Annotated in this window: 15 protein-coding genes and 1 riboswitch; of the genes, 8 read left to right on the forward strand and 7 right to left on the reverse strand. The window is 35.6% G+C overall.

Features of this window, described 5'->3' with window-relative positions:
* The first annotated feature begins 217 nt into the window (after nt 1-217).
* Nucleotides 218-1,450: a helix-turn-helix domain-containing protein gene (locus JNUCC23_RS17645; protein WP_454212719.1), complete on the forward strand. Its 1,233-nt coding sequence runs from the start codon at nt 218-220 to the stop codon at nt 1,448-1,450.
* A gap of 223 nt (nt 1,451-1,673) precedes the next feature.
* Here JNUCC23_RS17645 and JNUCC23_RS17650 read toward each other — a convergent pair whose 3' ends face one another.
* Nucleotides 1,674-3,020 carry an amino acid permease gene (locus JNUCC23_RS17650; RefSeq protein WP_403068479.1) on the reverse strand — a complete coding sequence of 449 codons (1,347 nt, stop codon included), beginning with the start codon at nt 3,018-3,020 and terminating at the stop codon, nt 1,674-1,676.
* A gap of 675 nt (nt 3,021-3,695) precedes the next feature.
* Nucleotides 3,696-3,839: riboswitch (cyclic di-AMP (ydaO/yuaA leader) on the forward strand.
* 154 nt (nt 3,840-3,993) lie between these two features.
* On the opposite strand from JNUCC23_RS17650, the gene JNUCC23_RS17655 reads away from it, so the two are divergent.
* Both JNUCC23_RS17655 and JNUCC23_RS17660 read left to right on the forward strand, forming a co-directional pair.
* On the forward strand, nt 3,994-5,820 hold the full coding sequence (locus JNUCC23_RS17655; protein ID WP_454212721.1) for an APC family permease: 1,827 nt from the start codon (nt 3,994-3,996) through the stop codon (nt 5,818-5,820).
* 832 nt (nt 5,821-6,652) lie between these two features.
* Nucleotides 6,653-7,858, forward strand: coding sequence for an MFS transporter (locus tag JNUCC23_RS17660; protein WP_062176220.1), 1,206 nt, complete (start codon nt 6,653-6,655; stop codon nt 7,856-7,858).
* Between the two features lie 185 nt (nt 7,859-8,043).
* Here the strand turns inward: JNUCC23_RS17660 and JNUCC23_RS17665 are convergent, their stop codons facing one another.
* The 3 genes from JNUCC23_RS17665 to JNUCC23_RS17675 all read right to left on the reverse strand — a co-directional run bounded on the left by JNUCC23_RS17665 (nt 8,044) and on the right by JNUCC23_RS17675 (nt 10,274).
* Complete coding sequence (locus JNUCC23_RS17665; RefSeq protein ID WP_454212723.1) at nt 8,044-8,400, reverse strand: nuclear transport factor 2 family protein; 357 nt, start codon at nt 8,398-8,400, stop codon at nt 8,044-8,046.
* Between the two features lie 408 nt (nt 8,401-8,808).
* Nucleotides 8,809-9,360: a GNAT family N-acetyltransferase gene (locus JNUCC23_RS17670; protein ID WP_454216125.1), complete on the reverse strand. Its 552-nt coding sequence runs from the start codon at nt 9,358-9,360 to the stop codon at nt 8,809-8,811.
* A 329-nt stretch (nt 9,361-9,689) separates the two neighbouring features.
* A complete protein-coding gene (locus tag JNUCC23_RS17675) occupies nt 9,690-10,274 on the reverse strand; it encodes a LysE family transporter (protein ID WP_403068466.1) in 585 nt (194 codons plus the stop codon).
* Nucleotides 10,275-10,385: 111 nt separating this feature from the next.
* On the opposite strand from JNUCC23_RS17675, the gene JNUCC23_RS17680 reads away from it, so the two are divergent.
* From JNUCC23_RS17680 to JNUCC23_RS17690, 3 genes are all read left to right on the forward strand, one after another.
* The gene (locus tag JNUCC23_RS17680) at nt 10,386-10,940 is read left to right on the forward strand and encodes a helix-turn-helix domain-containing protein (RefSeq protein WP_403068463.1); all 555 of its coding nucleotides are present in this window, start codon (nt 10,386-10,388) and stop codon (nt 10,938-10,940) included.
* An 820-nt stretch (nt 10,941-11,760) separates the two neighbouring features.
* Nucleotides 11,761-12,090: a PepSY domain-containing protein gene (locus JNUCC23_RS17685; RefSeq protein WP_454212726.1), complete on the forward strand. Its 330-nt coding sequence runs from the start codon at nt 11,761-11,763 to the stop codon at nt 12,088-12,090.
* Between the two features lie 111 nt (nt 12,091-12,201).
* Complete coding sequence (locus tag JNUCC23_RS17690; RefSeq protein ID WP_454212728.1) at nt 12,202-12,870, forward strand: DUF5342 family protein; 669 nt, start codon at nt 12,202-12,204, stop codon at nt 12,868-12,870.
* A 116-nt stretch (nt 12,871-12,986) separates the two neighbouring features.
* Here JNUCC23_RS17690 and JNUCC23_RS17695 read toward each other — a convergent pair whose 3' ends face one another.
* The 3 genes from JNUCC23_RS17695 to JNUCC23_RS17705 form a co-directional block, all read right to left on the reverse strand.
* On the reverse strand, nt 12,987-13,430 hold the full coding sequence (locus JNUCC23_RS17695; RefSeq protein WP_062176207.1) for a hypothetical protein: 444 nt from the start codon (nt 13,428-13,430) through the stop codon (nt 12,987-12,989).
* Nucleotides 13,431-13,458: 28 nt separating this feature from the next.
* Nucleotides 13,459-14,277 carry a DUF3100 domain-containing protein gene (locus JNUCC23_RS17700; protein WP_454212730.1) on the reverse strand — a complete coding sequence of 273 codons (819 nt, stop codon included), beginning with the start codon at nt 14,275-14,277 and terminating at the stop codon, nt 13,459-13,461.
* Nucleotides 14,278-14,449: 172 nt separating this feature from the next.
* Entirely contained in the window at nt 14,450-15,670 is a 1,221-nt protein-coding gene (locus JNUCC23_RS17705) for a M20 metallopeptidase family protein (protein WP_454212731.1), read from the reverse strand.
* 959 nt (nt 15,671-16,629) lie between these two features.
* On the opposite strand from JNUCC23_RS17705, the gene JNUCC23_RS17710 reads away from it, so the two are divergent.
* Nucleotides 16,630-17,076, forward strand: a complete 447-nt coding sequence (locus tag JNUCC23_RS17710; protein WP_454212733.1) for a flavodoxin — start codon at nt 16,630-16,632, stop codon at nt 17,074-17,076.
* Nucleotides 17,077-17,109: 33 nt separating this feature from the next.
* A complete protein-coding gene (locus JNUCC23_RS17715; RefSeq protein WP_454212735.1) occupies nt 17,110-17,874 on the forward strand; it encodes a PD-(D/E)XK nuclease family protein in 765 nt (254 codons plus the stop codon).
* The last annotated feature ends 250 nt before the right edge of the window (nt 17,875-18,124 follow it).

The raw sequence follows: 18,124 nt of genomic DNA on the forward strand, positions 1-18,124 counted from the left end.
CCTAAATTTATCTTTTCATATATGGGAACGATTACATTTCAGATAAAACAACTATCAACTATAAGTACCTTCATGACTAATTCCGTATTCTTACGTTCATTATATTGTAAGGTTAATATTTATAATCGTACTATTTTGACATAATTAGCATAAAAACGACTTTTTTTGCATATTTACAGATATAATAATTGAAAGAATCCATCGAAGAGGTGATTATATGTCAGAGGAATCAGGATTTTATTTTAATGATTTCTATAAAAAATGTACGATAATAAATGCGATTACTAAAATGGATGTCCGGTTAATTGATAAAGACGGGAATGCTACTTTACAGCTCGTTAATCATCATATTCCCGCTGTACTACAAAACATCAACAATGAGTATTTTACAATTAATGAAACACTAAGAAAGAATGAAACGAATAGCTACTATTATCATGTAAATTCGTTTGGCCTTGAGTATATTGCAGCTGGTATTTGGAGAAATAGCATATTTTATGGTTCCGCATTAATAGGTCCTTTTATTTCAAGTATTCCTAGTATTGGATTTATTAGTGATATTTTATCTACAAACAAGCTGCCTGTTAGTGAACGAAAACAGCTCGAAGAATTCTATACATCCTTAACCGTTATTAGTAGTATGGATTCTAATAGCATCGGCGATTTACTTGTTAATATGTGTATCCATAAACATATTGATTCACAACTCATAACCTCTGAAATCATCACCCCACCACTAAATAAAGAGCAACTAAAAACCAATATTGCTGAAAGTAAAACGATGATCGAGGCTAGATATCAATTTGAGAAGAGAGTAATGGATGCGATCGCAAAAGGAGACAGAGAAGAAATCGCTCGGATTGCAAATGAAAGTAATAGTCTCTTACATATTTCAGATAGAATCCCCGAAAGTCCGATTAGATCTGCCAAAAATATAACTTTGGTTATGAACACGGTTTGTAGAAAAGCTGCTGAAAGAGGAGGAGTACATCCCATTTATATTCATACTATTTCAGAAAAATTTGCTATCTTGATTGAAAGAGCACCGAATCTACCTCATTTAAAGAAATTGGGTATCGTGATGATTAATGAATACTGTGAACTTGTCCAAACATTTTCAACACGTAATTATAGCTTCATCGTCAAAAAGGCAGTTGATTATATTCATTTACACTTAGAAAACCCTTTAACACTTCATGATCTCGCTGCTACTTTACACGTGAATCCTTCCCATCTTTCTCGCAAATTTAAGTCAGAGACGACTATGAATATCATCGATTATATTAATCAAAAAAGGGTAGAAGAAGCTAAGTTATACCTCCAAAGAGGAAATGTATCGATTACAGAAATTGCTTTTATGGTCGGATTCAATGATCTCAATTATTTTAGTAGAGTTTTCAAAAAAATGACATCTTTCACACCATCCCAATATATAAAACGGTTCACTTGAAAGAGCTTCTCTATTATTGTAAAGCCGTAAAATAAACCGAAAGTCTTAAAACAGCTTATTCAAACAGATTAATCCCTGACAATTGAAATCCATTGCAACTTCTATCATCGATTTTTAACTCACCGAGGGATACTTCCCTTCAGTCTACGCTTTAGTCTATTAAATCGAAAAGCCCAGGAATTCATTTGAAATCCCTGGACTGCTTTATTTTATGAAGTTAGCTTTACTTTTTTTGTTTCTTTATAAATGAAAGGATGGCAATTAATCCTACCATTATCAGACATACACTGGTACCAATCACATTTTGTTTATTAAAAATAAAAGTAATAAAGATAAGAGTTAAAGCCGTGATTGCAAATATCGTTGTGTATGGGTACCATTTCACACGGAAAAATGGTGTGTCCGTGTATTGCTGACGAAGCTTCAATTGTGCACAACAAATACTGATCCATAATAATAACACGGTAAAACCAGGAATCGTCATAAGATAGCTTATGACCTGATCAGGAGTTAAATAAGATAAAAACACACCAACTAATATACATAATGCAGTGATTACTATTCCATTTAACGGGATTCCATTTTTTGTTGTTCTAGAAAATGCTTTAGGTGCTTCCCCCGTTTGAGACATAGTAAATAAAGTTCTAGATGTCGCGTATATTCCTGAATTTGCAGCGGACAGTACAGCTGTTAAAAGAACGAAATTCATTACATGTGCAGCTCCAGGAAGTCCTGTGATACTGAATACTTGTACGAAAGGACTTTCTTCTGTCGTTACTTTGTCCCAAGGTATGATACCGCAAATAATAAGAATAGGTAGGATGTAAAATAGAATGACTCGCCATACAGTTCCTTTAATTATTTTCGGTAAGACCTTCTTCGTGTCTTTTGTCTCTGTGACAGCTATACCAATTAATTCAGCTCCCCCATAGGAAAACATGACAACTAAAAATGCGCTTAAAGTTCCACTAATTCCATGAGGAAAAAAACCGCCATGTGCCGTATAATTAGAAAATCCAACTGGAATGGTACTAGAGAATACTCCTAGTAAAATGAAAGAACCTAAAATAATAAAAGCAATTAAGGCGATAATTTTAACACCTGCAAACCAAAACTCGAGCTCCCCATAGTATTTTACTTGAGACAAGTTAATACTTACTATTAGGGCTGTACAAATTAAACTTAAAAACCATAATGGGATATTCGGAAACCAATATTGCAAAAAGCTTCCAGATGCTATCAACTCTACAACGGTCACAATTACCCAGTTAACCCAATAGAGCCATCCTACGATAAAGGAGATTCGAAATCCAAAAGCTTTATTTATTAAGTGTTGCACATTTAAATTGGGATAAACAGTAGCCATTTCTCCTAGGGCTGCCATTACAATAAATAATAAGAGTCCACCTATTAAATAGGCTATTACTACACTTGGACCAGCCAAATTTAAAGTATCTGAACTTCCCTTAAAAATACCTGTTCCAATCATTCCTGCTAATGCAATAAACTGGACGTGTCGCGGCAATAAGCCCCTTCTTAAATCATGATGATTTTCTCCCACGATGTTCATACCTTTCTTTCATTTGTTATATTTTCCATTCTCCTAATGAATATCTGTTTACTATTCAATTACATCAAAATCAAGTTATTCTATTCTGTATTAACGCTTTCGAGCGTTAAAGTAATTTTATATTAATATATCATAATATAGGAAAAAGTCAATTTCTGACGTGCAGGGAAATACAATCTAAAGAAGAGTTGTTCCCCTTAATTATGACTCAAAAAGTGTCCTATTAAATCTTTCCCGCTATACCAAGATCATTTAATGGCGAGAACTGGTCAAGCCCATCAAGGATAGACGCACTCAAATAAACTTTGTAAAGCCGCTTTTTAAAAAATGGAACACATAAAGAGAACACCAAGGAAACTGTAGCTAGTTATACTTATTGAGGCGCTTTTGACAACGCCTATTCTTCTATTTTATTATTCAAATCGTTCGTTGTCAGATCCTCATCTGGTTCCTTTATAGGGCCACCAAATTCTTGGATAATCTTTCTTACTATTTCATTTAAAAAATCATCTGATAATAAAGGATTATTTTCTTGAAATATATTATTAGCTATTGTTCACACAAGAAGGAATATCATTCATTTTGAAAATAACACTCCACTTTTAAATTTTCATATTTTTCACATTTTTCATTTACTTTTTTAAAACACGGGAGTATGATAATCTCCAGTTTCAAATTTCTAAGTTGCTGAAACCATATGGTACGGGGGAACCGATATTGTGGGTTGTTACATAACCCAGGGGGTGAATCCTTTTAAGGTAGGGCTACTCAAGGCCCAAATCCGACAGCTAACCTCGTAAGCAAATATTGAGAAGGAAGGTGTACTTGTGAGAAAAAATTGCTGTTTACAAGTCTATTCAACTATGACTTGTAGGTATGTTTCCACTTTAATTATGTAATGATGCTGTTTGCCGAGATAATTATTTAAATGTCTAGGAATTGTACACTTATTACTATTTGGTGGTGAATATCAATGGTTGCTTCAGTAAAGAGATTTTTAATTGGACGTCCATTAAAATCAACTGAATTAGGGGAACAGAAGCTTAACAAAACGAAAGCATTAGCGATCCTTTCCTCTGACGCACTATCATCAGTTGCATATGGTCCAGAACAAATATTGATTGTCCTAGTTACAGTGAGCGCTACAGCATTTTGGTATTCGATTCCTATTGCCTTAGGGATATTGATTTTATTAACGGCTTTGATTTTGTCTTATCGACAAATTATCTTTTCGTATCCTCACGGGGGAGGAGCCTATATAGTATCGAAAGAAAATCTAGGTATGAATCCAGGGTTAATAGCGGGCGGTTCATTGCTAGTGGACTATATTTTAACCGTGGCAGTAAGTGTGTCTGCAGGTACAGATGCCATCACCTCTGCTTTTCCTGCATTACATTTTTATAATGTAGAGATTGCCATTATATTTGTAATATTTATTACCCTCTTGAACTTAAGAGGGGTAACTGAATCTGCTTCTATCTTAGCTTATCCGGTTTATTTATTTGTTTTAGCGTTATTTATATTAATTGGAGTAGGTATTTACCATATAGTTTCGGGGCAAGTTTCCCCAGCCTTGCATACACCACTCGGTACACCGGTAGCGGGAATCAGCTTATTTATTCTTCTAAGAGCGTTCGCATCAGGTAGCTCTGCTTTAACAGGGGTTGAAGCCATTTCCAACGCAATACCAAACTTTAAAAATCCAGCTCCTAATAATGCCGCAAAAACCCTCATTGCGATGGGGGCCTTGCTTGCTGTTTTATTTAGTGGAATTATATTTTTAGCCTATTATTACGGAATTGTTCCCAACGAGAAAGTAACTGTTGTGTCTCAAATTGCTGAAGATACATTTGGGCGAAATTTGATGTATTACTTTATTCAAGGTACAACTGCTCTGATATTAATCCTTGCAGCTAACACGGGATACTCTGCTTTTCCTTTGTTAGCAGTTAACCTTGCCAAAGATAAGTTTATCCCAAGAATGTTTACAATTCGAGGTGACCGTTTAGGCTATTCTAATGGAATTATGATACTTGGGATTGCTTCTGTCATCTTAATTATCGCTTTTAAAGGACGAACAGAACATCTTATCCCACTTTATGCTGTCGGAGTATTTATCCCATTTACTTTGTCCCAAACGGGCATGATCGTTAAATGGATTCGCGAAAAGCCTAAAGGATGGATCCCTAAGCTAACGATTAATACAATCGGTGCCCTGATTAGCTTTATCGTTATGCTCATGTTCTTTTTAACTAAATTCACACAGGTTTGGCCAGTCTTAATTTTTTTACCGATCATCATTTTTATCTTTTATCAAATTAAAAAGCATTATGAAGCAGTAAGTGATCAACTCAGGGTTGCCAATTCTGAACTTTCCATACCAATTGCAGGCAATGTAATGATAGTACCTGTTGCTGGCATTACTCAAGTTGTAGAGAACTCATTAAGCTATGCTAAATCTCTCTCGCCAGAACAGATTATTGCCGTTTATGTTGCTTTTGAAAGAGAAGATGAGAAGAAATTCGAAGAAAAGTGGAAAAAATGGCAACCTGATATTAGACTTGTGACACTGCATTCTTATTACAGAAGTATCATTCAGCCACTGACCAAATTTATTGATATCGTTGAACATAAAGCAAGTGAATCGAATTATCAAGTTACAGTCATTATTCCACAATTTATCCCTAAGAAAGGCTGGCACAATATTCTTCATAACCAATCAAGTATACTGATTCGTACACTCTTGCTTTATCGCAGAAATGTGGTTATAACGACTGTACCTTATCATCTAAAAAAATAAAACAGCTAACATCAACGAATTCTTAGGTGGCTTACCTTTATTCGAAGCCACCTTTTCTTATCCCCAAAATACGACTGTTATTATTTTTAAATATACTGAAATAGATTTATCAATTAAAAAACAGCTTTCAGATTATTTATTATTTTTGTAAGAGCACAGTAATGATCTATAAAATCCCTGAACAATCTTTCACTCTTTGCGGAATTGTTTTTTATATAATAGAAGAGACTGGATCGCTCTATATAAAAGCTCTTCTTCACGCATTCTCCATCTCATTCTCTGTACGTAACGTGGCGTGCGCAGTTAGTCATACCACGATTTGCTCAAGTTGTTGCAGTTCCCCATCATTTAAAACGTTATAAAAATCGCGAAACATGTTTGAAAAGCGCCGATGTATGGACTGATATGTTTCTCTCCCAGTATCAGTGAATTGGATATGAACGACATGTCGGTCATCCTCGCCGTGTACTCGTTGAATTAACTTTTTCCGTTCAAGCCGATCCATTTGCTGTTTCAGTAGCAGGATTAATTTTTAACTGTTCTGCAATGTTTTTACAGCCATAGGTTCCTTTAAGACAATACATTCTCATGCATGTTTGCACGTTAGTTAAGTCGTATGCAACCAATCACGGCTCTACTAATTCCTGTGAGAAGCTGTCACGCTCCTTAATCCCTGTATGCAACATAAATAATTCACCTGAATCATCCATGTTATACAATCCTTTCTAATTGACAACGATCCATCAAAAACTATAAGATAGGGAGCGTGCCAAAAAATGAATCATGCCAATTAAATGGTTGATTTGAGTAACTGTAGAAAGAGAGGTAATATATGTCAACAGAACAACGTAAAAAGATGATCGTTCTTATGATCAATATGTTTATAGCAATAGGAAGTTTTGGAATTATTATTCCCATTTTACCAGCATACTTAGCATCCATTAATCAAGGTGGAACTGCTGCCGGACTTATGATTGCAATTTTCGCAGGAGCTCAACTTATTTTTTCTCCGATTGCGGGAAAATGGACGGATCAATACGGTCGTAGAAAGATGATTATCTACGGACTAGTTGGCTTGACGCTGTCCATGTTTATCTTCTATGCCGTTAATTCCATTTGGCTGCTGTATGCTTCTCGTGTTGTCGGCGGAATTGGTGCTGCGTTACTTGTGCCAGCTATATTTGCTTATGTAGCTGATATTACGACATTCGATCAGCGAGCAAAGGGCAATAGTTTAGTATCTGCGGCCATGTCACTAGGAATTGTCGTTGGACCAGGGATTGGTGGATTTTTAGCTGACTTTGGTTTAAAGGTTCCGTTTTTAATTTCTGCACTTGTGTCACTTGCTGCTGTCGTGTTTTCAATTTTTGTTTTAAAGGAAAGTGAAACGAAAGAAGTAGCACAAGCTACGGAAATGGCAGAAGAAGAATCAATGCTTCGCCAAATTGCCACGTCTGTTAAGAAGCCATATTTTATTCCGCTTATTATTACCCTCGTACTGAGCTTTGGGTTAATGGCCTATGAATCCATAATTGGTCTTTATCTCGACAATCAATTTAGTGCGACACCTCAGGAAATTGCCACGATGATTACAGCTACTGGGATCGTTAGCGTAATCGTTCAGCTTTTTGTCGTGGATCGGGTAGTTCGTCGTTTTGGAGAAGTTTCTGTATTAAATATTTTTATCGGCATCGCAGCCATCGGATTTCTACTTTCACTCTTTGCTTCTAGTTATGCGCTTTTCTTTGGAATTTCTCTCATCATCTTCCTTTCTACCTCCATCCTCAGACCAGTCCTAAACACACTGATTTCTAAGATGGCAGGGAACGAACAAGGCTTTGCGATGGGAATGAATAACGCATATATGAGCATTGGGAATGTGCTTGGACCAACTCTTGCCGGATTGATGTATGATGTGCGCATTACGTATCCGTTCATTTTAGGGCTTGTTCTCTTGGTCATTACATTATTCATTACGATGGCTTGGCAAAAGCGGTCTCTTCACGCGAAAGCATTGTCGAAACAGCCGTTAAGCTGATTAAAACAAACATATAAGTGGTTGTACCAAAAAAGGATCTGATTTCACACGCTAAACATTATTTATTGTATCAAGTGAATGATGTAGTAAATGCGGGGGCTGATCCTTTCTTTATGGGGCAACCTCTTATTTTTGTTTATATTCATATGTATTTTGAGAAATTGTATACACGATTACCTAATTTATCATTCCGAACTTTTTATCGTACCTTGATGAAAAACCATCTGCCATCTACCATCTATCTGTTTCCATACCGAGCTCCTTAAACTTTCTTTCATTCTCGTTTCATCTTTCAAATCATATATGGTTAACACTGAATCTGACGATAATAGTTTGATCTCAAAGTTCAATACATACATCAGTGGTGTGGCAAGACCATCGAGACAATCCTGTTTATTTTTCTTCTTACCAGAGCTTGTAAACTCAATAAAATCATCTGCCAATAACTTCTCAAGTTCTATTTTAGATTGACGAATTTCTGGTGTTAGTAATTGTACTTCTAAATCGTATAACAACTCTTTTAGCACAGAACCGCTTTCCATATGTAAGCATCTCCTCAAAATTACAGATTCCCAATATTTCTTTTCTATTTCTACAGGTAAAGAAGCTAGATTCGCTATTTATGTTAATCATTCATTGTCTAGTGAGGTCTTCATGCCTTACCCCCCCATATCAAGCACTCTTATTTTTTCAGAAAATTAGCTGATAAAATCATCACTACTCCGATTCCGATATAGACAATTGCTGTTGCTTGACTTGGCGTTCATGCAGAATATTTTAATACACCGGTTATAGGCGCAACGCCAAACATAAAAAATAAATACCCTGACCCAAATAATCGTTTTCCCCACAACGAATGTTTTTTCATTCTTTCCTTCCCTTTATCTTTTTTAAAACTATTTTTTTGTAACTTTTCATTTTATCAGGAAAAAATGGGTGCCATAAAAAGCCTAGTTACTCGTGTATACAGGATTTGCTTCCCACTCTTCTCGTAAAAGGCCCATCCTGATCGAATCATAATATTCTCCATTATAGTACCGGCATTTTCTAAGTCTTGCTTCCATTGTCAGCCCCAGTTTTTCGCCAACTTTGATCATCCTATAATTTCCTGACCAAGTTGTAAACCCTACTCGTACTAATGGCAAAGTGGTAAACAAATGGGTAATCCATAGCTTGAGCGCTCTTGTCCCAAACCCTCCACTCCAATAATGAGGATGATAAATACCTATTCCCATTTCAATCCAATTTGAAGGTTGATGTTCCCAATAATAACTAACTGTACCGATCATTTTCCCTTCCACTTCTATTCCCCAATAATGTTCCTGCTCAATAAGTTTTGCTTTTTCATTTATGAAATCGTGATACGAAAGAGCCTTATGTTCGAAATAAGGTGCATCCCATTTCTTCCATTCAGGTGACTCCTCTTTGTATTTGATTTCCCAAAGAGAATATAAATCTTCTTCTTTAATTGGTCTGATCATTAAATTCCTATCTTTATACATCACAAGTCCTTTCCCCTTTACCAATGCTTTCTCTCTACCCTAATCATACCATATATTTCCAAACACGACCTACAATCTCTTTTTCATCATTCACGATTTCAGGCTATTTACATGAATTAAAGAAGATAAATAATCGATAATCGTTCAATAAAGTGAAACTTCAATCAGTGGGAGATTCTTCATCCTCCACCGATTGTTATCCCCCACCTACGCTTCTTCGATTCCTCTAAGCCTTGAGGTGGGGGTCTTGACTTTCCGTTAATGCGGGATAAAAAAAGAGCTGCGCTAGCAACCCCTTGGTCGTTAAAACTCCTTATAAATCCCCTTTATTATTCAACAAGGATCGAGACTGCACTATAAACCAATAACAAAGCCATTACCAGATTAAACTGACTTCTATACTTAGTTAGGAACATTTGAAATAAGGAACCGAACATACTCCAACACATCGTACTAAGAAAACCAACAAAAGCCAGGAATATTGAAAAAGCTAGTAAGCTGAAATTAGAACTGTGATAAGGAAGAATAAAAGTTGATATGACCGTTATACCGTATAAAATACCTTTCGGGTTTACGAATTGTAAAACCATACCTGAGAAAAAACGGTTATGCTTATCGTCCTCATTGTCGTTATCATGATTTTTACTCATTACAATTTTTATAGCCAGATAGACCATATAAACGGCGGCTAGAATCGTCATCGCAAATTCGATTTTCGGTATGAAATTTTTAAGCAAAAGATTAAAATAACTACTCAATAACATAATAACGAAGAAACCTGTACCAACTCCTAAACAAAACCTAAGTGTCTTTTTAAACCCGGATTTATTAGCAAATAACATCGCCATAATATTATTAGGACCTGGTGTAAAACTCGAAATAAAAACATAAAGCAAAAATGATAATAATGGCATAATCTTGCTCCCTTCTAAACGTATGTTATAATGACTGAAATGGACCTTATAAAGATTTACTTTTTATTGTACGTTATAGTCGTTATATTGTAAATATAGGAGGTGTACTTCATGGAGGAAATAAATCTTATTATTGCAAAAAACTTAAAAGCTTTGAGAGAAGAGAAAAAATTAAGCCTTGAGAAAGTCGCAGAGTTAACTGGCGTAAGTAAAACGATGATTGGTCAAATCGAAAGAGGCGAGTCAAGTCCGACGATAACAACGATCTGGAAAATTGCAAATGGTTTGAAGATCTCATTTACATCTCTAATCAATAATCCGCAACCAGATACAAAAGTTATTGTAAAAAATGAAGTTCAAACATTATCTGAAGATAACGGGAAGTATCGAATTTATTCCTATTTTCCCTTTCAAGAAGATAGACGCTTCGAAGTTTATGCAGTCGAGATAGATAAAGGTGGGTTTCTAAGTGCGGATTCACATGGAGGGGGAACGGAGGAATTTTTAACCGTCTTTGATGGAGAATTAACTATCAATGTCAATAACATTGAATATACAGTAAGTAGTGGTGATTCTATCAGGTTCAAAGCTGATAGACCTCATAGCTACCATAATTCCGGGGAAACATTAACACGATTAAGCATGACGATCTACTATCCCGCTTAAAAAGAAGCTTGTTTGATGTATACATTTATAACATGAATGCTCTTTGATAAGAAAACAACATCTATTAAAGTGGAGCTTATTTGTCATGACCTATGCAACCGAAACCGCGACGCAACAAATACGAGAAAACACGGGTCGATTTCAGAACGCCCTCATTGTAGAAAACCAACATTGTATAATATATAAACGCTGCCAATAACTATAGGCTGCCTGAGAGTTGACAGCCTATAGCTCGCTTTTAAGCAGACTTTACACGTTTAAGACCATTCTAACTGTTTTTAATAGATGACCATCAAATTCTGAGACAACTTCAAACCCTTTAGCCTTGTAAAGGGTTATGCCAATTTTATTCTCTTTTTCTACGTTGATAAAGACGACTTTGACACCTTCTAAGTTTTTTATGCCCTCTTTTTACATAGCTGTACCTATTCCTTTCCCTTGATATTCAGGCAATAAATAAAGTAAAACTTCAATCAGTGGGGGTTTTCCTCATCCCCCACTGATTGTTAATCCCGTTCTACTGTCTCTAATACCCCACTTCGCTTCGGTAAAGCGACACTACTAACTTGATTCAAGGTAAGTTTCACTGTATCTCACCAATCGGGATTTTACGGGCAGTTGTCCCCCACCTACGCTTCTTCGATTCCTCTAAGCCTTGAGGTGGGGTCTTGACTTTCCGTTAATGCAGGATAAATACCCCATCTAAATAAACTTTTTATATTCTTTTACTTTTCTAAGGAAATTTTAAGGTTCTTCTTCTTTTTCTTTAAACTCATTTGGGTATGATACAAATATCAACAAAACAAGGCGGTTATCAAGAATGAACCCAATGAAAATACTAATAAAAGGTTCCTTAATCGCAGTTGGTCTAGGAGCTCATACAATAATTGATAACCAACCAATAACGAAACCAACAAATGCACAAGTACAAACGATCAATGAATTATCAGCAAAGATGATCGCCTTAGACACCTCAAAAGGTGGTCTAGTAACGAACACTCACACCATTTTCGATCATGGAATTATTAAATACGAGATTTCTATTGAAAAGCAAGATACAGGATATGATATGGATATTGATGCATCAACCGGAAAAGTTTTAAAAATTGACCAATGTAGGAAAGTTTGTACTAACCATGATGTTGAGTAAGTAATTTTAAGCTTTCATTCCTATTTCATGCATATAGCCAAACAGATATCGATTAATTTAAAACCATTTAGGGAAAAATAGTAAAAGTAACTATTACAGGAGGTTTTGATAATGATTCAAGATTTTAAAGTGAAACCATTATTTGAAGATCAAGTTCATGAACGCCAACACTTTACCCTTAATTTCGAAGGAGATACGTATCAAGGGATTTTTCACGATGAAGAAATACATTGGCTTCACCCCAAACCGAATACTAAACTAGAAGAAGTTTCCATTCAAAATTTGGAATCCAGAGTGTATGACTTGTTAACAAGCCACACGGATCAAGACTTCACGGTAAACCCAATGCTTGAAGGTCAAGTTCCTGAACGTCATCAGTTTGCACTTAATTTTGAAGGCGTTAATTATCAAGGGATTTTCCACAATGAAGAAATTCAATGGTTACATCCTCAACCTAAACAACAACTTGAAAAAAATGATCTGCTTGATTTGGAAGCCAAGGTACATGACTTAATGACAAACCATGTATATCAAGATTTTAAAGTGAAACCTTTGTTTGAAGATCAAGTTCATGAGCGTCATCAATTTGAACTGAATCATGAAGGCGATAATTATCAAGGCATTTTCCATAATGAAGAAATTCAATGGTTCCATCCTCAACCACATGGCAATCTTGAAGAAGATGATCTTGAAGAATTGGAATCTAAAGTGTATGACTTAATGACGAACCACGTTGAACAAGAATTTCAAGTAAAACCTTTGATTGAAGAGCAGCCATAATTAACTACAGAAAAAGCGAGTGAAATAGTCATGCATTTCACTCGCTTTTTCATAACCTGAATGATTAGGCGTTACATTTCCCCTACAAAATCCACTTGTTACACGATCTCGAAAAATTAATGAAATTTACCCGTTAATCTAAAACCAATTTCGGCTACTAGAGTAGATAATAAAAACGTCCCTGTATATACAACTAGTGAGATGACAACAATACGCCATCCTAATTTTTTAAACTCTTTCAAATCTTTCCCGAAAGAAAGGCCAGCATACGCCAAAATAGGTGTTGCTAAGGCCATAAAATTCACTTGTTCTGTTACTTTAACGATTGATTCGTTTCCAGGGAAAATGGGAGTTGTAATCAATAATGCTAACATAGACACCCAAATAACGGTTGGTAATTTAATGGGGAATATTTTAGCGAAAAAGAACCCTAATATCGTAACCGCAACAATAATCATCATACCTGGTAATGCATCAATAGGAGAAACATTGTATCCAATCCAATTTCCCATAAGGGCTATTATTCCAATCATTACAAAAGTCAATATTTTATCTTTCATATAAAATCTCCTCTTTTATGTCCTACACTCAAATATTTTTCATTTGATCTTGTTTTGATTTTCTCCCCAAAATAGGTTCAAGTTTTTTGTATAAATAGTTTGTAAATGGCAGAGAAAAGAATACACAAATATACGTCCCTAAAATGGTTGTAATTAAGTTAGCGGCACCAGCAAAAATGGCGATATCCTTTGCCGATTCCGGGAATATAACGGCTAATGCACCAGACATAGCAGCCATCATACTCCCTGAACCGACACCAGCACCCATGGCTAGTGAAATAGGGTGAAACCAACCAGTTTGGGCCATAAAACTCGCTAACACTGACAGATATAAAGCCCCAAATAAAGTACCACAAACATATACTCCTAGTGCTCCCCGTCCTTCTGGTGAATCAGAGCCGTATTTTTCAGCAATAATGGCTAAATTAGGTTCTCGATCAATTGAAAAAGTGGCACCGACTGCTTCTCTTTTCATCCCAAGTAGTAAAGCAATTGGTAGCCCCAATAAGATTGTCCCTGCAAAATGTCCTACTTCTTGTAATCCTAAAGAAAGTCCCGCCTCAAATATCTTCGGTAATGATGGTCCCATTAACATGCCTAATTTGGCTACAAAAAGCATGAATGAAATCCCTAAAATATTGGCGGCTATATTCATTTCTTTCAATTTTAAAATTTTTAAAGACGGTAAACTAATAATTGCTCCGATAATTAATGCATACAACATTGGAAATAACGCAATTGCTCCAATTCCTATGTTAAGCGTTTTTACGCCGATAAATTCTGTCAAACATACTAATATCAAAACAAATAAATGAATTTTCCAATTACGTAAAGAATTTTCTTGCATTTTTTTCACTCCATTTCTGTAAATTGTGCTAACTCAGAAAAAAACGATGATTATTTCCGGTGCAAAAAGGGCGGTACTTTTTCAAAATCTGCTCAGCACCGCCATCTTCATTTGGTGATTGAATGTTTAGAACTTTAACCTTTTACATCATTTTCATAGATGTTTTTTTATCTTATTGAATTTTTTCAGTAGTATTTATTGCTAGTCCAACGATAAGGGAAATTCCTTGGATCATCGCCTTTTCATCTGGTAAAAATACGTCACTATGCAACTTCATAGGATTCTCTGAATTTTCTCCTACGCCCAGGAAGACAAATGTGCCAGGGACTTTCTCTAAATAGAAAGCAAAATCTTCACTGGCCATACTTGGTTTACTCAGCCACTGCACTGAATGTTCTCCAAATAAATCAGTAGCAATAGCACAAGTATGTTCATTAAATTTTGGATCATTCATAGTAACAGGATACCCAACTGTAAAGTTATAGTTTATTTCAACTTCTAATTTAAGAGCAGAAGCCACTCCTTCAATAATTCGTTGAATACTTTCCGCTACTTCCTTACGAGTGTTTTCATTAAGTGTTCGTACAGTTCCTTTAAAACTAGCTTTTTCAGGAATGATATTATAGCCATCCCCCGCTTCAATTGTTCCGATTGTAATAACGACCGAATCTACTGGATCCGTTTCCCGACTAACAATTGTTTGTAGAGCAGTTACAACATGAGCTGCACCTACAATTGCATCTACTCCTTGATGAGGTGCTGCCCCATGACCTTGTTTACCTTTTAAAACAACATCAAAAGTATCCATACTTGCCATAATCGCACCGTTTCTAAATCCATATTTTCCAGTTGGTAACTCAGGCCAAACATGAAATGCAAAAGCATGGTCAACGGGAGGATTACTTAATACCCCTTCATCAACCATCATGATTCCTCCGCCCTTCATCTCTTCAGCAGGTTGAAAAATAAATTTGATTGTACCCGAAATATGTTGCTTATTTTGAGATAAAATATTAGCGGCAGAAAGTAACATTGCGGTATGCATATCATGTCCGCAAGCATGCATAATCCCTGATTTTTTTGATTTGTAGCTTACATCTGTTTTCTCTTGAATAGGTAAAGCATCAATATCCGCTCGCAAAGCAAGTATCGGTCCTTCATTCACTCCACGTAGAATTCCAACAACACCTGTCTTAGCGACTCCTCTTGTCACTTCAATTCCGAGCTCTTGTAAATAAGTCGCGATCATTTCAGCCGTTTGATACTCTTCAAATCCAAGCTCAGGATTTTCATGGATTTTCCTTCTTAATTTCACAGCTTCTTCATATATTCCAACTGCTTGCTCTACTATTTCAGCTGCCTTTAACGAATTTGTATTTTTTTGGATACTCATGAGCGTTCATCCCCTAAAGAAGTATAAGTGCAAAAAACACTAATATTTAATAATAAAATTTTCATTATAATAAAAAAACTAAATTTACAGAAAAAACCTTTAAATTAGAAAATTCTAAATCGATATTGATATACTACCATATCAAAAAACAACTGTAAATCTGAAAAATACAATTGTATTTTTATAACACCTCATTGAAATTTAAATCATGTATCATGACTAATAAAAACTACAGCAACTGCCAATTTCTATGTAAATTCCTCCATACAAACATCTAAACGATTATTACTATGCGTCAAAAACTACAAAAAAAATAATAAATTGTTGATTTTGATAATCATTATCAATTAGAATGAAAGTAATTGATAATCGTTTTCAACAAGGAGGTGGCTTCCAATAAAATCATTTCCTATTAATGACTTCGTGTTTGTCTTGATTTGTAATGATTGCGGTTATATAGAGAAATGTGCGATTTATGATGATTTATGTCCATGTTGTGGGGAAGATGAAGGTTTAGACAAGTATAACTATATAAAGTAAAACTTCAATCAGTGGGGTTTTCTTCATCCCCCACTGATTGTTAGTCCCGTTCTAGTGTCGCTAGATCTTCGATAAAGCGACACTACGAACCCGATTCAATGAATCACAGAGTATTACAGCTTATGACCTCGAGGGGCTAGGAGCCGCAATTAGATTAAAGGCAGTTGTCCCCCACCTACGCTTCTTCGATTTCTCTAAGCCTTGAGGTAGGGGGCTTGACTTTCCGTTAATGCGGGATAAACGTAGAGTAATAGATACATGTATTTATGTATGTATTCAGCATTCAGTCGAATTCCAATTCATCAAAAAATTTTATTGCGTATGCCATCACAGTAAACATTCATCGTCTTCTATTTACTTATCCCCTGCTTAGAATTTTAACTTTAAAACGATAAATAACTTCACCGAGGAGCATAAGAATGAAAAAATATATTTTAATTTTTACTAGTATGTCAGGAAATACAGAGGAAATGGCGGAGATTATTTCAGAAGCGATAACAGAAGAGGGTGGCGATATCCTTGTAAAAGATGTGCTTGAAGCTGACCCTTCTGAGCTTGAACAATATGACGGAATCTTACTTGGTGCTTATACCTGGGGAAACGGCGATCTCCCATATGAGTTTTTAGATTTTTATGACGAGATGGATCAACTAAATTTAGCTGGTAGAAAGGCAGCTGTTTTTGGTTCATGTGATTCATTCTATCCCGAATTTGGGGCAGCCGTTGATACATTGATGAATAAATTGCAAGAATGTGGAGCTGATATAGTACTTGAAGGTTTAAAGGTTGAGCTCGATCCTATCGGTGAAGATGTTGAACGCTGCAAACAATTTGGTAAGGATTTTCTCAAGAAATGTACAGATTAAATATCACTGCAACTTCTTAGGAGGCATCTTGAAATGAAAAATCATATGATCTCAATCCGTACGATAACAGAACAAAACTTAAAAGATTTCATTCTTTGCCCATATAAGTTTTATTACGAATATATAGAAAAGAAGAAGTCTCCTTTAGATTGGAGGAAGGTCGTTCAACAAGTCGTTCACCGGATTGTGTACGCCTATTATCAACTCCCAATTGAACACCGGCATGCAACAAAAGTGCTTGAGTTAATAGAACAACATTGGTTGAAGATTTCTCCACAATTTTTTGAATCCAAAATTCAATATTATCAAGTAGTGGCTAAAGTAACGGATTATTTATTACAAGATTTAACAGAAGAATCAAATCTAGATCCACCTCTACTGTTATTTGAAAAGTATAAAACTCATATTCAAGAACTAGACGTTGATCTCGCTTTAACCTTTGATGTAGTTAATTTTTCTAACTCCTCATTTGTTGTGAAGAAGTATGTAGTTCAAGCTGATCAAGAAATGTTAAAGCTTTATTATTTCTTAATTCAAGTATTTTCGGAAAAAGTTTTTCAAATACGTCCAACACGGGTTGAAGTGATCACTTTAATTGACCAAAAGAAACATATCTTTCGTCCGACACAAGAAACGCTTGATGAAGGAACAAGTTATTTACTGCTAATGAAGCATTTTCTAGAAGATTCAGCTATTTATAGTGAAATCTATAACGAAAATGAATGCCCAACGTGTCCATTTCAAAACGTTTGTAATAGAGAAGCACCAAAATTAAATCAAGCTAAGTATTTATCTTAAAACTTGCCTGTTGATTGGAGCGAAAAGCTTTCTCTTTCTGCGGTCAATACGGGAGTCTCCTTGGCGCTCTCTTCTGCACAAGGTGTCTCCCAGATCCGCTCCAATGAATATCGTGCAAAAATGAACACCACTCATAGCATAGCCCTTTATCAAATGACCCTGTAAATCGGTTCATCCTCTTACTTGGACAATCATGATGGGATGGGTCTACAGTTTTGGATCGCACGCATGAATCACTTCGAAATTCTTA

This window comes from Peribacillus sp. JNUCC 23, from assembly GCF_053653995.1.

Excerpts from the sequence above, each read along its gene's own strand:
- JNUCC23_RS17645 (WP_454212719.1), top strand. The coding sequence starts at position 218 with ATGTCAGAGGAATCAGGATTTTATTTTAATGATTTCTATAAAAAATGT.
- JNUCC23_RS17650 (WP_403068479.1), bottom strand. The coding sequence starts at position 3,020 with ATGAACATCGTGGGAGAAAATCATCATGATTTAAGAAGGGGCTTATTG.
- JNUCC23_RS17655 (WP_454212721.1), top strand. The coding sequence starts at position 3,994 with ATGGTTGCTTCAGTAAAGAGATTTTTAATTGGACGTCCATTAAAATCA.
- JNUCC23_RS17660 (WP_062176220.1), top strand. The coding sequence starts at position 6,653 with ATGTCAACAGAACAACGTAAAAAGATGATCGTTCTTATGATCAATATG.
- JNUCC23_RS17665 (WP_454212723.1), bottom strand. The coding sequence starts at position 8,400 with ATGGAAAGCGGTTCTGTGCTAAAAGAGTTGTTATACGATTTAGAAGTA.
- JNUCC23_RS17670 (WP_454216125.1), bottom strand. The coding sequence starts at position 9,360 with ATGTATAAAGATAGGAATTTAATGATCAGACCAATTAAAGAAGAAGAT.
- JNUCC23_RS17675 (WP_403068466.1), bottom strand. The coding sequence starts at position 10,274 with ATGCCATTATTATCATTTTTGCTTTATGTTTTTATTTCGAGTTTTACA.
- JNUCC23_RS17680 (WP_403068463.1), top strand. The coding sequence starts at position 10,386 with ATGGAGGAAATAAATCTTATTATTGCAAAAAACTTAAAAGCTTTGAGA.
- JNUCC23_RS17685 (WP_454212726.1), top strand. The coding sequence starts at position 11,761 with ATGAACCCAATGAAAATACTAATAAAAGGTTCCTTAATCGCAGTTGGT.
- JNUCC23_RS17690 (WP_454212728.1), top strand. The coding sequence starts at position 12,202 with ATGATTCAAGATTTTAAAGTGAAACCATTATTTGAAGATCAAGTTCAT.
- JNUCC23_RS17695 (WP_062176207.1), bottom strand. The coding sequence starts at position 13,430 with ATGAAAGATAAAATATTGACTTTTGTAATGATTGGAATAATAGCCCTT.
- JNUCC23_RS17700 (WP_454212730.1), bottom strand. The coding sequence starts at position 14,277 with ATGCAAGAAAATTCTTTACGTAATTGGAAAATTCATTTATTTGTTTTG.
- JNUCC23_RS17705 (WP_454212731.1), bottom strand. The coding sequence starts at position 15,670 with ATGAGTATCCAAAAAAATACAAATTCGTTAAAGGCAGCTGAAATAGTA.
- JNUCC23_RS17710 (WP_454212733.1), top strand. The coding sequence starts at position 16,630 with ATGAAAAAATATATTTTAATTTTTACTAGTATGTCAGGAAATACAGAG.
- JNUCC23_RS17715 (WP_454212735.1), top strand. The coding sequence starts at position 17,110 with ATGAAAAATCATATGATCTCAATCCGTACGATAACAGAACAAAACTTA.